Origin of the sequence: Brevundimonas sp., assembly GCF_027484365.1 — a bacterium.
Taxonomy (GTDB): Bacteria; Pseudomonadota; Alphaproteobacteria; order Caulobacterales; family Caulobacteraceae; genus Brevundimonas.
The window spans coordinates 212396-227796 of record NZ_JAIXTC010000023.1 but is presented as its reverse complement, the minus strand read 5'-3'; the positions used below and the strand labels follow the sequence as shown (position 1 = coordinate 227796).

Below are 15401 nucleotides of genomic sequence, written 5' to 3'. Positions count from 1 at the left end.
TCCCAGATTTCAGCCCGCTGAGCCGCCGAATAGTAGATCCGCCGCCGCTGCTTCATCGCCCACGCTCCATCTCCGAAGAAAAGCTAGCGTGTTGCGTTCACCGGTTGAGCCCGCCGTGGGAAGCTGATATCCAAACGGCCCATCGCGCCAGCGGTGATGGCCGAACAGGATCATCGATCATTCGGACAGGAAGGGGCGAATTTCGGCCTGACGGGGTAAACCTATCAGCGACCGCAGCCGCAAGCGCCATTCCAGCGCGATCTCTAGCCGATGCGCCCTTTGAGGACGGTTGAACTGGGTGGCGAACGAAACCTTCGCTCTCATGCAGGGGTTTCCCTGGCCAACCCGGAACCTGACCATCACGGATCCGAACCGTCGGCCGCGCCAGACCAAAATCTAGAACCAGCGCACCGACCGTAACGGCAAACGGCCTCGCCCCGCCACCGAACAGGACAGCTCCGGAGGCAGCAGCAACTCCAGTAAAACCGGCGCGGACCCGGCGACGAGAAAGCCGAACGACTAGCCACAACCGGCAGCTACCTCGACACACTCTGGGTTGATCCGAGGATCAGCTTTTCGGTACCCTCGTAGGCACCTAGCCTATACGGCGAAAAAATCTTCCACAAACATGCTGCGTGTTAGCAGCCGGAAGGATAGCAGCCGCGATCCTGTTGTCTTTCACGCCAAGCATCCTGCGTTTCTTGCGCATCTCTCTGTCTACGCTCTCTCATTCTATCTGATGCGGAAGATTCAATCGTAGATGTAGTCGAAGGATTGGCTGCTCCCGTAACGGCTGCCGCCACCAGCAAACTCAAAACGCCCGACTGATAGGAGTAATCACCCACGGGCCGGCATCGGCTTGGATAATCATGGTAGATTATGCATTCTACACGACCATTACTGATGTTAGCTCTGATCCATCCCCTGCTCCCGCCATTATAGGTATAATCGCCTTGAACTGCAGTTGAGCCCGTTTCACCATCAGATATAAGCCGCGCGTTTGTCACGCTTCCAGTATCATAGGAGTTAAAGGCCCAGCCGGCCGAGTCTGCGAGCAGAATTTGCTCCAGACTTTCTCGGACTTGTGTCGAGTTGAATGTTGCGGGCGCTGACCGAGCGTTGGAGACTGGTGTCGACGGCGTCGATGTAGATGCGCGCATTTGGAGGTCTGACGAATAACTTCTTGCCGTTCCAGACAGCGGAGGCTGGACGACGGGGGGCTGTGTTGCTGACTGTTGTTCTTCAGCACGGAGAGCTGCGACCTGTTTGTCAGAAATGGTTGGCGAGGTTTGGGTGTTTGAGTCCGCGATCGCGGCATCCCACGATTGTGACCCTGCTCGCCAGGCCTCTAACTCCTGCGTGCGCTGGTTTCTCCGGGCCTCCGCGCGCGCCCGGGCTTCAGCGACGCGGGCGTCCAACTCTGCCCTGCTCTGCGCCCTTCGAGCTTCACCTTCCGCGCGGCTCCGCTCATACTCCCGTCTACGCCGATCCTGCCGTGCTTGAGCTTCCGCGCGCCGGCTCTCCGTGCGTGCGCGCCTTTCGGCGGCTCGTGCCTGAGCGTCAGACCAAGATCGTTGCACAGTTAAAGTTTCAAGCTTAACCACTGGTTCGGGAGCATAAGCCGATGCTCGCACCAAATGCATCGAATGCACTGCATCAACCGCCGCACTACTAAGCTGGTTTTGTGCATGCGCCGGGGCGGCTGCTAGTGTGACGACTGCCAAGAACAAGACACAAAGTCGCATTTGACCGCTCCCGATTTTTCGACCTATAGGCGAACCCTACGCTCAGCCACGAGCTAAGCAACCGCCGTTTTGTGAAGCTTTTGCTCGTCCAAAGCGAGAAAGGCCCCCCGGTTCTCACCGGAGGGCCTTTTCTAACTTGATACGCGCTCAAGACGCGAGGCTCCGCGAGCCTCGCGTCAGCGCGCCACCAGACTGCTGACTCGACGACCTTGGCCACGACGCCGACACCGACGGTTAGCTGCCCTCGCGGATGGCGAAGTGGAGCTTTTCTTCCATCGCAATCGGGGTGATCAGCTCGTCGTTTTCGCCGGGCATGATCATCTCGACACCTTCCTTTAGGTGCACGAAGCCGGCCATGAGCGGACATTCTTGACCGCCGCAAAGGGTCGAAAGCGGTCATAGACCTTACGCCAGAAAGCGGACCCGACGGGGAGGCTTCAACTGTGCATTTCCTGCAGTCTTTCTGCAGCGATTGTATAGCCTCCCTCACCGAAGTCGTCGGATTCTGCAGGATCTGACTGGCCGAAATCACCACGAACTCACCGGCCAACGTAAAGACGGCATTCCGGCGCTATAGCGCCTTCACCACCACCGAGATCGCGGTGAGCAACAGGTAGATGGCGAAGGCCTTGCGCAGCACCTTGCGATCCAGCCGGTGCGCCAGTTTTGCGCCATAGGGCGCCACCAGGGTCGTCAGCACCCCCATCGCGACGGCCGCCGGCACATTGACGTAACCCAGGCTCAACGGTGGTCTGCCATCTGCGCCAAAACCGAACACGATGAAGCCCAGGGTCGCCGCCGCCCCGATGGCGATGCCGAAGCCCGACGCCGTCGCGACCGCCTGATGGATGGGCCGTCCGCACAGGGTCATCAGCATCCCGCCGAAACTGCCGCCGCCCACCCCCATCATCGCCGACAACAGGCCGATCAGCCCCCCGATCCCGCGCCGCCACCCGCCTGTCGGCAGGTCCTTCCGGAGGTGCACGGTCTCGGGCAGCAGCCCCATCTGGGCCGCGACCACGGCCAGACAGACGGCATAGACGACCGCCAGTCCCTCCATCGAGGTCATCCCCGCGATGGCCGCCCCGACCAGGGCCCCCGCCCCGACCCAGGGCGTCCAGGTCTTCAAGACCTCTTCGTCCACCGCCCCGTGCGCCCGGTGCGCCCCCAGCGACCGCCAGGACGTCGCCACGATGGTCAGGAGCGAGGTGCCGATGGCCACATGCAGATTGCTCTCCCCGCCCAGCCCCAGAACCGAGAAGGCGTAGAACAGCGCCGGCACCAGCACCGTCCCGCCGCCGACCCCGAACAGGCCCGCGATGAGTCCGCCCGCCAGCCCCGCCGCGAGCACCGCAGCGGCCAGCAAAGCCAGGTCGTTCAGAGGAAGGGAGGTCACTCGGCCGGTCTAGCGCACGCCGACCCGCCTGTCTGGCTCAGAACCGCGCCGTGACGCCCAGTTGCACCACCGGGAAGAAGGCCTTGTCCTTCGCGTCCTCCTGGATCTCGCGGGCTTCCTGCTCCAGCCGGGCGCGGAAGATCGGATCGTTCGACAGGGTCCCGCCGCTGGAGGACAGCCCCACCTCCGGCTCCTGGCTCCAGGCCACCCCGACCATGCCGCGGAAACCCCAGGTCCCCTCGCGATAGAAGCTGTCGTCATAGCCGATGCCGACGAAGGGCGCGGTGTCCGACAGTTTGATCCGTCCGCTCAGGGTCCCGACCTCGGCCGGCGTGAAGGTCGCCCCGCCGATGTTCACCGGCGCCGTCGGCTGCCCGTTGAGATTGATGGTCCGGTTGCCCACATAGGCCCCGCCGGAGATGAGGAAGCCATTCAGGAACGGATGCAGATCGACGAACCCCGACACCGTGTCGAAGTCGAACCGCCCCGAATAGTCGACGTCGCTGTACGACTGGTCGAAGTCGTAGCCCAGCGTATCGATCCCGCCCCGCACGACAAACACTGAACCCAGCGAAAGCTGCACTTCCGCCCCGACCCCGGTCGTCCCGGTGTTCAGGGCGGCGGTGATCGGCGAGCGCGGATGCCGGCTCTGCGCCTCGGCGGCGCCCGCCGAAACGGCCAGCAGGGACAGGGCGATCAGCGGGATGCGGGTCATCCCGCAGCCTTGTCGCCGTTACGCTTAACGGACCGTTGACCGTGTCAGGCGGCGTCCTCGACCCGGTCGCGCCGCGCCTCGGCCTCGCGCACCGCCTCGACGGCGCGATCGACCACGTCCAGTCCTGCGCCGGGCCGGATCGCCTCGACCGTCAGGATGCGCCGGAAGGCCCGCGCCCCCGGCCGCCCGTGCATCAGGCCCAGCATGTGCCGCGTCATCGCGTGAAGGCCCCAGCCTTCCTCCAGCCGCGCGGCCAGATAGGGCCCGTACCGCTCGATGGCCTCAAACGGATCGACATCGGCGCCCGCCGCCCCGAACAGCCGCCGGTCGACCTGACCCAGAAGGGCCGGCTCATGATAGGCCGCCCGCCCGATCATGACCCCGTCCAGCTGGACCCCGTCGCTCGACTCCAGATGCGCTTCCGCCTCGTCCAGCGAGCCGATGCCACCGTTGATACAGACCGTCAGATGCGGCCGCTCCCGCTTCAGCCGCCGGACCAGACCATAGTCCAGAGGCGGCACGTCCCGGTTTTCCTTGGGCGACAGGCCGCTCAGCCAGGCCTTGCGGGCATGGACGATGAAGGTCGTGACCCCGACCGCCGCGCTCGCGTCCACCGTGGCGAACAGACTGACCTCGGGGTCCTGATCGTCCACCCCGATCCGGCATTTGACCGTCGCCGGCACGTCGACCGCCTCGCGGATCGCCGCCATACAGTCGGCCACCAGTTCCGGCTCGCGCATCAGACAGGCCCCAAATCGCCCCGACTGCACCCGGTCCGAAGGACAGCCGACGTTCAGATTGATCTCGTCATATCCCATGGCCGCGCCGATCCGGGCGGCCTCGGCCAGCTGGACCGGATCGGACCCACCCAGCTGCAGCGCCACCGGATGCTCGACCGCATCGAAGCCCAGCAGACGCTCGCGGTCGCCGTGGATCACCGCCGGCGCCGTGACCATCTCGGTATAGAGCAGGGCTCGCGTCGACAGGGCGCGGTGAAACGCCCGGCAATGCCGGTCGGTCCAGTCCATCATCGGCGCGACGGACAGAGTATGGGCGGGGCGGGATGTCATCGTCGGCGACCCCATACGCGCAAGAGGCCCGAAAGTCAGCCCAGCCCCAGCCGCTTCACAATGGCCTCGGCCGCCTCCACCGCGCTCAGGGCCGTGGTGTCGATGACGATCTCGGCGGCCTCGGGCGCCTCATACGGGCTGTCGATCCCGGTGAAATTCTTAAGGTCCCCCGCCCGCGCCTTGGCGTAGAGACCCTTCACATCCCGCGCCTCGGCGACCGCCAGGGGCGCATCGACGAACACCTCCAGGAACTCGCCCTGGGCCATCAGTTCGCGCGCCATCCGCCGCTCGGCCCGGAAGGGGGAGATGAAGGCCGTGATGACGATCAGACCCGCATCGGCCATCAGTTTCGCCACCTCGGCGACCCGGCGAATGTTCTCGACCCGGTCCTCCTCGGTGAAGCCCAGATCCCGGTTCAGCCCGTGACGGACATTGTCCCCGTCCAGCAGATAGGTGTGTCGCCCGAGCGCATGCAGCCGTTTGTCGACCAGGTTGGCGATGGTCGACTTTCCGGCCCCGGACAGTCCGGTCAGCCAGACGACGGCGCCCGTCTGTCCCTTCATCGCCGCCCGCGCCGAGCGGTCCACGTCGATGGCCTGCCAGTGGATGTTGTCCGCCCGCCGCAAGGCGTAGCGGATCATGCCCGCCCCGACCGTCCGGTTGCTGATCCGGTCGATCAGGATGAAGCCGCCCAGGTCCCGGTTCGTCTGATAGGGCTCGAAAGCGATCGGACGGTCGAGCGAAAGGTTGCAGACCGCGATGTCGTTGAGCTCCAGCCGCTTGGCCGCAAGCTTCTCCAGGGTATTGACGTTGATCCGGTGCCGGATCGCCGTGACCTGGGCCGTCGCGGTGCGCGCGCCGATCTTGAGCAGGTAGGAGCGGCCGGGCGACAGGGTCTCCTCGTCCATCCAGACGATCGTCGCCTCGAACTGGTCCGCGACCTCCGGCGGCACCTCGGCCGCCGCGATCACATCGCCGCGCGAGATGTCGATCTCGTCCTCCAGCGTCAGGGTGACGGACTGTCCGGCCGCCGCCTCGGCGAGGTCGTCCGGCATGGCGACGATCCGCGCGATCCGGCTCTCGCGCCCGGCCGGCAGGACCCGCACCGGGTCGCCGGGCGACACCGTCCCCGCCGCAACAAGCCCGGCGTAGCCGCGAAACTCCGGATTCGGACGATTGACCCACTGCACCGGCATCCTGAACGGCCGTGCGGCGGCGTCATAACCGACCTCGACCTCTTCCAGCCACTCCAGCAGGCTCGGCCCGGCGAACTCCTCGGGCGAGGGCGCGACCACCCCCTCACCCGTCAGGCCCGACAGGGCGATCGGGGTCACATCGTCCAGACCGATGCTGTCAGCAAAGGCGCGATAGTCCTCGACGATCTCCGCGAACAGGCCGGCGTCCCAGCCGACCAGATCCATCTTGTTGACCGCCAGCACCACCTTCCGGATCCCCAGCAGGGCGCAGAGGTAGGAGTGCCGCCGTGTCTGGACCAGCACGCCCTTGCGCGCGTCGATCAGGATCACCGCCACATCAGCCGTCGAGGCGCCCGTGACCATGTTGCGCGTGTACTGCTCATGCCCCGGCGTATCGGCGACGATGAATTTGCGGTGCTCGGTGGCGAAGAAGCGGTAGGCCACATCGATGGTGATGCCCTGTTCCCGCTCTGCCGCCAGCCCGTCGACCAGCAGGGCGAAATCGATGTTCTGCCCCTGGGTCCCGACCTTTTTCGAGTCCGCTTCCAGCGCCGACATCTGGTCGTCGAGGATGGTACTGGTATCGTAGAGCAGCCGCCCGATCAGGGTCGACTTGCCGTCGTCCACCGAGCCGCAGGTGATGAAGCGAAGCAGGGACTTCATCAGAAATAGCCCTCCGCCTTCTTCTTCTCCATGGAGGCAGACTGGTCGTGGTCGATGACCCGTCCCTGCCGTTCCGAGGTGGTGGAGGCCTTCATCTCGGCGATGATGTCGGCGACGCTGGTCGCCTCACTCTCGACCGCCCCGGTCAGCGGATAACAGCCCAGGGTCCGGAACCGCACCGACCGCACCCGTGGCGTTTCGCCGGGCCGCAGTCGCATCCGCGCGTCGTCGACCATGATCAACCCGCCATCGCGTTCGACCACCGGACGTTCAGCGGCGAAATACAGGGGCACGACCGGGATCGCCTCCTGCTCGATGTATTGCCACACATCCAGCTCGGTCCAGTTCGAGATGGGGAAGACGCGGATGCTCTCTCCCGCCCCGATCCGCGTGTTGTAGAGCCGCCAGAGCTCCGGCCTCTGGTTCTTCGGGTCCCAGCGATGCCCGGCGGAGCGGAAGGAGAAGATCCGCTCCTTGGCCCGCGACTTCTCCTCGTCGCGCCGCGCCCCGCCGAACGCGGCTTGAAAGCCGTGATGATCCAGCCCCTGCTTCAGCCCCTCGGTCTTCCACAGGTCAGTATGCAGCGAGCCGTGATCGAACGGATTGATCCCGCGCGACCGGGCGTCCTCGTTGATCCAGATCTTCAGGTCGACGTCGCCGGCCGCCGCGACCTGCTCGCGCAGCGCGTACATGTCCCGGAACTTCCACGTCGTATCGATATGCATCAGCGGGAAGGGGATCGGACCGGGGAAGAAGGCCTTCCTCGCGAGATGCAGCATCACGGCGGAATCCTTGCCGATCGAATACAGCATCACCGGCCGTTCGATCTCGGCCGCCACCTCACGCAGGATATGGATCGCCTCGGCCTCCAGAGACTGGAGGTGGGTCAGGCGCGCTGAAGACGTCGGGTCGGTCACACCCGTCGATAGCAACAACCGCGACGCTGCGCACCCCGTCCCGCCGAGCCCGACAGAAAGACACACCGGCTACAGAAACGGTTGTCTTTATATGCACCGTGCCCTGCGGCGGGGTTATGATGCCTCCCGCCTCTCCGGAAGGACGAGGCGAACGAGACTCAACGGACTATCCGGACTCCCGTTTCGGAACCGATTCGCCATCCGAACGGGACTCAGTGGACTATCTGGACTCCGTTTTCAGAGTCCGGCCAGTCTGACTTTTCGGTCTGAAAACAAGTGACGCTTCCGGCTCCGCTGGCTAACCAGAATGACGATGACCTCCTCCCCTGATCGATACGTCTCCACCCGGGGCGACACCGCCCCGACCGATTTCGCCGAAGCCCTTCTGCGCGGCATGGCCCCCGACGGCGGCCTCTACATGCCGACCGCCTGGCCGACCCTCGGCGTCGACGCCTGGGCGCCGGGTCGCGTCTATGCGGACATGGCCACACAGGCGATGGCGCCCTTCATCGGAGACGCCCTGCCCGCCGGTGCCCTCGACCGCGCGCTCGAACGTCTGACCGCTGGCTTCGCCCCGCCCGAGGTCACGCCACTGCGCAGGCTCGAGGACGGCCTCTACATGCTGGAGCTTTTCCACGGCCCCACCGCCGCCTTCAAAGACCTGGCCATGCAACTGGCCGCCGCCCTGTCGTCGGAGGCCTTGCAGGCGTCGGGCGAACAGCTAACCCTGGTCACGGCGACCAGCGGCGATACCGGCGCCGCCGCCGTCGCGGCCTTCGCCAACACCGAACGTGTCCGGTTGATCGTCCTGCACCCGCACGAGCGGGTTTCGCCGGTCCAGCGCCGCCAGATGACCACGGTCGATGCGCCCAACGTCTTGAACCTGGCCGTCCGGGGCGACTTCGACGACTGCCAGCGTCTGGTGAAGGGCCTGCTGTCGGACGAAAGCCTGCGCGCCCACGGCCGGTTCTCATCCGTCAACTCGATCAACTGGGCCCGCCTCGCCGGCCAGATCCCCTACTATGTCTCCGCCGTCTCCCAGCTGGCGGCCATGGGCGAGATTCGCGCCCCGGTCTTCGTGGTCCCGACCGGCAATTTCGGCGACGCCTTCGCCGGCATCGCAGCCCGGAAGATGGGCCTGCCGGTCGCCGGTTTCGTCGCCGCCGTGAACCAGAACGACGCCCTCGCGCGCGCCATCAACGACGGGGTCTACGCGCGGAAGGCCGCCGTCGAGACAGCCAGTGTCAGCATGGACGTCCAAGCCCCGTCGAACTTCGAACGTCTGGTGTTCGAGGCTTCAGGCCGCGATCCCGCCGTCACCCGCACCCTGTTCGAAACTTTCGCCGCCGCGGGCGCGGTGACCCTGCCTCCCGTCCTGCTGGCCGCCCTCCGCGCCCAGGTCTCCGCCGTCTCGGTCGACGAAGCGACCACGCGCTCAGAGATCGCCCACGCCTACGCCGCCTGGGGTCAGGTCGTCTGCCCCCATACCGCCGTCGCCCTGTCGGCCGCGCGCGGCGTCGACCGCGCCCTCGGACCGGTCATCGCCCTCTCCACGGCCCACCCCGCCAAGTTCGGCAAGGACGTCGCCCCCGTGTTGGGCTTCGCCCCCGACCCGCCAAAGGTCATCCGCGACCTCGGCGACCGGGCGGAACGGTTCGAGGTGATCGCCGCCGATGCCGGCGCGGCGCTGGCGGCGGTGCGGGGGTTCTCATGATTGTCGCTTGGACCGTCTGGATCAGCGGCACCCTTTTGGGCGTAGCCGCGCTGTGGGCAACGGACATTCCCGTATCCGTAAGGATCGTAGGGCTCTCCGCATTCTTGCTCAGCGGAATGTTCGCAAGTGCTGTTCGTCACCGCACGTGTGGCAAAAAACTTTTGGAGAACGAGGAGTTTGCTTCAAGGATGGCGAGTTGGGGTCGCGGCAAGCCAAGGTTCGAACTTCCCAAGCGGACATGTTTTGGATGCGGCCAGGATCGACTGTGGGCTTGGCCGACGGTCCGCCGCCGTCCTAGTTAAGCCGCTTCTCTCCACCAAGCCGCACGGCGGAAGAAGGCGCCGGGGTCCTTGGGCGTGACCAGCTTGGTCGGGTCGTGGAAGATGCGGTCGTGCAACCGGGTCAGGGTGAAGCGGATCGCGGCGGCCTCTCCCAGCCTCGGCAGGGCGGCGGCCTCGGCGGACGTCAGGGGGCGCACGGCCTCATAGCCGCGTCGGAAGGCCTCGACCGCGCCGGGGATCGGCGTCCCCGCCCCGTCGAAGCCCCAGGCGCTCAGGGCGATGGCGAGGTCATAGGCCAGAAGGTCGGTGCAGCCGAAATAGAAGTCGATGACGCCCGATACTTTTCCGTTCTCGAACAGGATGTTGTCCGGGAAATAGTCGGCATGGATCGGTCCGCGTGGCAGGTCCTCCGCCCACGGATCGCCAAGCCTCGACAGCGCCGCCTCGACGCCGTCCAGGATGTCCCGGTCTTCGCCCTTCGCCGCCGTCGCCGACCGGTCCGCCAACGCTCGCCAGACCTCAGGCCCGACCGGATTGGCGCGCTCCAGCAGGAAGCCCCCGGCCTCCAGATGCAGCCGGGCCAGCATCGCCCCCGCCGCCTCGATCTCGGCCGGGGACGGGTCCCGCAGCCACGCGCCCGGAAGCCATTCGATCACCGCCGCCGGCCGCCCGTTCAGCGTCCCGACCCGGTCACCGTCCTTGTCCGGGACGGGCCTCGGCGCCGGGAACCCGCGCACCGCCAGATGATCGGTCAGACCCAGGCAGAACGGAAGGGAAGCCGCATCCGTCCGCGCCTCGAACAGGGTCAGGACGTGACGGGCGGACGCTAGACCAGCGGGGGCGGTCTCCAGCCGATAGTTGGTGTTTTCCACCCCCTCGGCGATGGGATGCAGGGACGCGAACGCGCCCAGCGGATAATCCGCCAGGAAGGCCCGCGCCTGTTCGTCGGTAACCGGAGTGAAGACGGCCAAGGGTCAGTGATGGCCCAGCGACGCGTGGCGCGCCCGAACGATGTCGGCGAGGTCCGCCAGCACGCTCTCGGTCGTCGGCCAGCGCCCTGCGCCGCGGCCCTTGCAGGACCAGATCCGTCCGTCTTCACCGTAGACCTTCAAGCCGTTGCGCTCCCCTTCAAGACTCTGGAAGAACGGATCATCGAGGCCGACGTCAAGCGAAACCGAGGCCTTCAGGCCATCGCCCGCCCGGACACAGGCGCCGATCTGACGCACGGGTCCTGCCGGCTTGAAGGCTTCCGACAGCACGGCGCAGGGCACATCGGCTTCGGCCGGCGTCCGGCCGAAAGCCTCGAACGCCAGCAGCCGTACCTTGGCGGCCGAATCGCGACCTTCCAGATCCGACGACGGGTCCTCCTCGGCAAAGCCCGCGACCCGGGCGTCGGCCAGGGCGTCGGCGAAATCGGCGCCGGCCTGGATGCGGGTCAGCATGAAGTTGACCGTGCCGTTCAGCACGGCCTCGAATCCCTTCACCGGCCCGGCCGCCTTGGCCGCGCGCAGGGTCTCGATCATCGGCGCCCCGCCGCCGACCGCCGCCGAATAGGCCAGCTGGGCACCATGGACCCGTGCCGCGTCCGCGAGACCGGCCGGGTCGCGGCTGATCGCCTGTTTGTTGGCGCTGGCCACGTCGATGCCGCGTTCGAGCGCGGCTCGGATCAGGTCGTGTCCGGCGCCGCCCTCCGACAGGGCTTCCAGCAGGATGTCGGGCTGGAGGTCCAGCAAGGCCTCGCGGTCCGCAGTGAACAGTTCCACCGGCGCCTCGACGTCGCGCGGCTTGGCCGGGTCCCGAACCAGTACGCCCACGACCTCGAACCGGCTGTCCTTCTGCAGCCGTTGCAGCAGGCCGCCGCCGACCACGCCGCAGCCGGCGATCGCGACTTTCAGCGGTGCGTCCGGCACGGACGGTCCCGGAGGCGCGGAGTGGTCGCCGACGATGGTGCAGTCGGCGCGACCGAGGGCGGCGACCTCGATCTCCACCGCGCGTTGCTGGCCCAGATCGATCGCGTCGTGCTGGACCAGGGCGCCGCCATGACGGCGCGCGTCGTCCCAGCTGGCGCGACGATAGCGCAGCGGCTTGCCCGAGGCGGAGGCCGGGTCGCGGTCGTACAGGCCGTCGACATCCTTCACGAGGCGCACGCGGTCGAGGCCCAGCTCCGCCGCCAGGAAGACTGCCGTCAGGTCGGATCCGCCACGTCCGAGCAGCACGACCCTGCCGCGCGGTCCCAACGCGCCGAAGCCGGGGACGACGACCACCTGATGGTCCGCCAGCGCCTTCCACAGCGCGTCGCTGCGCAGCGAGACGGGGTGGGCGTGTTCCGACGGCCCCTCGGCGACGATGCCCAGTTCGCGCACGGACAAGGCCGCCGCGTCGAGACCGATCCGGTCGCAGGCGATGGCCACGAGCGCCGCAGCCTTCTCTTCGCCCAGGGCTACATAGGCAGGCAGGAGATCATTTTCGTGGTCCAGCCCCAGGGTCCGGGCGTCAGCAAGCAATCGATCCGTATGGCCGCCGAGCGCCGACACCACGGCGATCACCTTCCGGCCCGCGCGGACGTGGCCGTAGACCTCCGATGCGACGGCCGGGGCGCAGGACTGGTCCTGCAGGATCGAGGAGCCGAACTTCAGAACCACCACCTCGGCAGCGGGCGAAGGTTCGGCGAGCGGTTTCTCGACGACGGAGAGGCGGGCGTTGGCGTGGGGCATTGGAGAGGTCCGTTCGGGAAGGATGTTCTGGGTTCTGGGCAAAGAGAAACCCGCCTGGCCGGGGCCGGGCGGGTCTGGGTTGGCTGGGTGTCTTCCGACCTCCGCGCTAACCTGTTCCCGCCCGCGAGGGGCCGGTGATGGTCATGCCGGTGGTGGTCGAAATGAGGGTGTCGAGCGTCATCGTCCGGCCCGCGAGTGCGGCGGTCGAGGTCGAAACGGCGATGCGGCCGAGACGGGACACGGGCGAAACCTCTGGAAAATCGTTGATCTCAGGGTGTCGGCGCAATCGATCGCCGTCAACCCGGTTCGTGCATCTTTTTTGCGCCCCGTGGCTCCTGCGAGACCTTTCGGTCACAGAGCTCGCGCCACAAGCGAGCAATGAGGTAGATTTTTTCTCTTGACCGGCGCTCGTCATGCCCGCAACGTAGGTTCACTCATCAAGACCGACCGAGGGATAGGCCCTTTGACGTCGGGGCAACCATCGGTTTCCAGCCGAACGGTGCCAACTCCTGCGAGGACGGTCTCAGGACCTTCCGCGAGAGATGAGTGGAGCGTCGACAAGGCGACGTCTCCACGATCTGTCATCGCATCCGGAGCCTTGCTGGGCGGGACGATGCAGACGACGCCATGGCTTTCGACACTCAACAGATTTCCTCAGACCCGCTCTGTCGTCCGACGGCCCGGTCGGCTGCGATCTTCGCCCGCAAGGGCGGCGGTGCGGTCGATATCGCCGTCGACATCCCGGGCGACTTCCGCCTCCAGTCGGGCGAACGGCTGGGCCAGCGCAAGATCGTCGGCCGGCTGCACGGCCGGGCGGGGGCGCCGCTGGTGGTCGTCGCCGGCGGCATCTCGGCGGGGCGGTTCGTGCACCGGACCGAGACCAACGGCCTGGGCTGGTGGTCCGGCGCGGTATCGATCCGGGGTCCGATCGACCTCTCCCGGTTCCAGGTCCTGGCCTTCGACTATGCGCCGGAGGCCGCAGAGGGGTCGACGCCGGTCACCATCACCACCCATGACCAGGCCCGGCTGCTGGGGCTGATCCTGGACGAGATCGGCGGTCCGGTCGTCTCGGCCTTCGTCGGCTGTTCCTACGGCGGGATGATCGCCCTGGCCTTCGGCGAGCTGTTCCCCGAGCGGGTTGAGCAGCTGATCGTCGTGTCCGCCGCCCACCGGGCCCATCCGCAGGCGACGGCCTGGCGCGGCATACAGCGCCGGATCCTGCAGCTGGCCGAGGCCGCCGGTCGCCCCGAGGACGGGGTCGCCCTGGCCCGTGAGCTGGCCATGACCACCTATCGGACGGCCGAGGAATTCGCCGAGCGGTTCGAGACCGAGGCGCCTGCATCGGCCGGCCAGGCCTATCCGGTCTGCGAATACCTGACCGCGCGGGGCAGGGCCTACCGGACCCACACGACGCCGGCGCGCTGGCTGTCGCTGTCCGACTCGATCGACCGTCACACCGTCACGCCCGAGGCGATCCGGACGCCGGTGACCCTGGTAGGCTTCACCTCCGACCGGCTGGTGCCGATCGACGACATCCGCGAGCTGGCCGCACGCCTGCCCGCCCTGTTCCGGCTGGTCGAGGCCCCGTCCCTGTACGGCCACGACGCCTTTCTGAAGGAGGACGAGGCGGTCGCCGCCATCCTCCGTTCCGCGCTCAAGGAGATCGACCAATGACCCGCCCCGCCGGCAAGCGTCCGCACGACGTCCGCACCACCTGCGCCCGCTCGGGCGTCGATACGGACACGGCCCATGGCGCGGTCATGCCGCCCCTGTATCTGTCGTCGAACTATTCGTTCGCTGGCTTCGAGCAGAAGCGGAAATACGACTACAGCCGCTCCGGCAATCCGACGCGTGACGTGCTGGCGGAGACCCTGGCGGAGCTGGAAGGCGGCGCGGGCTGCGTGGTCACGGCGACCGGGATGGCGGCGGTCGATCTGCCGCTGAGCCTGCTGGAGCCCGGCGACCTCTTGATCGCGCCGCACGACTGTTACGGCGGGACGCACCGGCTGCTGTGCGCCCGGGCGAAGAAGGGGCATTTCGAGGTGCTGTGGGTCGATCAGGGCGACACGGCCGCGCTCGACGCCGCCCTGGCCCTGAACCCGAAACTGGTTCTGGTCGAGACGCCGTCCAACCCCCTGCTGCGGGTCGTCGACATCGCCGACATCTGCACCCGCGCCCACTTGGTCGGGGCCAGGGTGGTGGCCGACAACACCTTCCTGTCGCCCGCCCTGCAGCGGCCGATCGAGCTGGGGGCCGACATCGTGGTCCACTCGACGACGAAATACATCAACGGCCATTCCGATGTGGTCGGGGGGGCGGTGATCGCGGCCGATCCGTCGGACCATGCGGAGCTGGCCTGGTGGGCCAACTGTCTCGGCGTCACCGGCTCGCCGTTCGACGCCTATCTGACGCTGCGCGGGGTGCGGACCCTGTTCGCACGGATCGAACGGCAACAGACCACGGCCGGCAAGGTCGCTGCGCTTCTGGAGGCCCATCCGGCGGTGTCCGTCGTCCACTATCCGGGCCTGAAGTCACACCCGAACCACGAACTGGCCGCGCGCCAGCAGCAGGGGCCGGGCGCCATGCTGAGCTTCGAACTGGCCGGCGGCGTCGATGCCGTGCGGCAGCTGGTCGAGACCCTGGAGACCTTCACCCTGGCCGAGTCCCTGGGCGGGGTCGAAAGCCTGATCGCTCACCCGGCGACCATGACCCATGCCGCCATGACGCCCGAAGCCCGCGTCGTCGCCGGCATCACCGACGGCCTGCTGCGTCTGTCGGTCGGGCTGGAGCACGAGGACGACCTGATCGCCGACCTCGTTCAGGCGCTGGATGCGCTGGCGGAGGTGCGTGCAGAGGCGGCCTGACTGGACTCTGAAAAACCGGGTCCAGAGAGTCTAACTTCTGAGGGACGCTCCAAGCAGAGCGAGCTATCTCGCTGAGTTATGGGAATACTTTCCTTTTGTCCATTCTGGACTCCTGTTGCACTGTCG

Annotated in this window: 11 protein-coding genes, 1 pseudogene and 1 riboswitch; of the genes and pseudogenes, 3 read left to right on the top strand and 9 right to left on the bottom strand. The window is 67.0% G+C overall.

Going from position 1 to position 15401, the window contains the following annotated elements; all coding sequences use genetic code 11:
• Nucleotides 1-1944: 1944 nt before the first annotated feature.
• The 6 genes and pseudogenes from Q0044_RS12835 to cysD all read right to left on the bottom strand — a co-directional run.
• Nucleotides 1945-2087 (bottom strand): annotated as a pseudogene (locus Q0044_RS12835) (EF-Tu C-terminal domain-related protein); the annotation flags it as partial.
• A gap of 229 nt (nt 2088-2316) precedes the next feature.
• Nucleotides 2317-3141: a sulfite exporter TauE/SafE family protein gene (locus tag Q0044_RS12830; RefSeq protein ID WP_298162764.1), complete on the bottom strand. Its 825-nt coding sequence runs from the start codon at nt 3139-3141 to the stop codon at nt 2317-2319.
• A gap of 37 nt (nt 3142-3178) precedes the next feature.
• Nucleotides 3179-3856, bottom strand: coding sequence for a hypothetical protein (locus tag Q0044_RS12825; protein ID WP_298162763.1), 678 nt, complete (start codon nt 3854-3856; stop codon nt 3179-3181).
• Between the two features lie 44 nt (nt 3857-3900).
• On the bottom strand, nt 3901-4926 hold the full coding sequence (gene dusA, locus Q0044_RS12820) for a tRNA dihydrouridine(20/20a) synthase DusA (protein ID WP_298162762.1): 1026 nt from the start codon (nt 4924-4926) through the stop codon (nt 3901-3903).
• A 35-nt stretch (nt 4927-4961) separates the two neighbouring features.
• Entirely contained in the window at nt 4962-6785 is a 1824-nt protein-coding gene (gene cysN / locus Q0044_RS12815; protein WP_366941123.1) for a sulfate adenylyltransferase subunit CysN, read from the bottom strand.
• Complete coding sequence (gene cysD / locus Q0044_RS12810) at nt 6785-7702, bottom strand: sulfate adenylyltransferase subunit CysD (RefSeq protein ID WP_298162761.1); 918 nt, start codon at nt 7700-7702, stop codon at nt 6785-6787. Before cysD ends, cysN begins: the two co-directional genes overlap by 1 nt.
• 313 nt (nt 7703-8015) lie before the next feature.
• On the opposite strand from cysD, the gene thrC reads away from it, so the two are divergent.
• Nucleotides 8016-9416 carry a threonine synthase gene (gene thrC / locus Q0044_RS12805; protein ID WP_298162758.1) on the top strand — a complete coding sequence of 467 codons (1401 nt, stop codon included), beginning with the start codon at nt 8016-8018 and terminating at the stop codon, nt 9414-9416.
• Nucleotides 9417-9714: 298 nt separating this feature from the next.
• Here the strand turns inward: thrC and thrB are convergent, their stop codons facing one another.
• The 3 genes from thrB to Q0044_RS12790 all read right to left on the bottom strand — a co-directional run bounded on the left by thrB (nt 9715) and on the right by Q0044_RS12790 (nt 12652).
• Nucleotides 9715-10668 carry a homoserine kinase gene (gene thrB / locus Q0044_RS12800; protein WP_298162757.1) on the bottom strand — a complete coding sequence of 318 codons (954 nt, stop codon included), beginning with the start codon at nt 10666-10668 and terminating at the stop codon, nt 9715-9717.
• Nucleotides 10669-10671: 3 nt separating this feature from the next.
• The gene (locus Q0044_RS12795) at nt 10672-12411 is read right to left on the bottom strand and encodes an amino acid kinase family protein (protein WP_298162756.1); all 1740 of its coding nucleotides are present in this window, start codon (nt 12409-12411) and stop codon (nt 10672-10674) included.
• Between the two features lie 106 nt (nt 12412-12517).
• Complete coding sequence (locus Q0044_RS12790) at nt 12518-12652, bottom strand: hypothetical protein (RefSeq protein ID WP_298162755.1); 135 nt, start codon at nt 12650-12652, stop codon at nt 12518-12520.
• Between the two features lie 190 nt (nt 12653-12842).
• Nucleotides 12843-12960: riboswitch (SAM riboswitch) on the top strand.
• Nucleotides 12961-13038: 78 nt separating this feature from the next.
• Between Q0044_RS12790 and metX the strand changes: the two genes are divergently transcribed.
• Both metX and metB read left to right on the top strand, forming a co-directional pair.
• Nucleotides 13039-14085, top strand: coding sequence for a homoserine O-succinyltransferase MetX (gene metX / locus Q0044_RS12785; protein ID WP_298162753.1), 1047 nt, complete (start codon nt 13039-13041; stop codon nt 14083-14085).
• A complete protein-coding gene (metB, locus tag Q0044_RS12780; RefSeq protein WP_298162752.1) occupies nt 14082-15275 on the top strand; it encodes a cystathionine gamma-synthase in 1194 nt (397 codons plus the stop codon). Before metX ends, metB begins: the two co-directional genes overlap by 4 nt.
• Nucleotides 15276-15401: the final 126 nt, after the last annotated feature.

What these genes read in the sequence shown, in the direction of transcription:
- metB (WP_298162752.1), top strand. Translation starts at nt 14,082, where the DNA reads ATGACCCGCCCCGCCGGCAAGCGTCCGCACGACGTCCGCACCACCTGC.
- thrC (WP_298162758.1), top strand. Translation starts at nt 8,016, where the DNA reads ATGACCTCCTCCCCTGATCGATACGTCTCCACCCGGGGCGACACCGCC.
- dusA (WP_298162762.1), bottom strand. Translation starts at nt 4,926, where the DNA reads ATGACATCCCGCCCCGCCCATACTCTGTCCGTCGCGCCGATGATGGAC.
- Q0044_RS12795 (WP_298162756.1), bottom strand. Translation starts at nt 12,411, where the DNA reads ATGCCCCACGCCAACGCCCGCCTCTCCGTCGTCGAGAAACCGCTCGCC.
- metX (WP_298162753.1), top strand. Translation starts at nt 13,039, where the DNA reads ATGGCTTTCGACACTCAACAGATTTCCTCAGACCCGCTCTGTCGTCCG.
- Q0044_RS12825 (WP_298162763.1), bottom strand. Translation starts at nt 3,856, where the DNA reads ATGACCCGCATCCCGCTGATCGCCCTGTCCCTGCTGGCCGTTTCGGCG.
- cysN (WP_366941123.1), bottom strand. Translation starts at nt 6,785, where the DNA reads ATGAAGTCCCTGCTTCGCTTCATCACCTGCGGCTCGGTGGACGACGGC.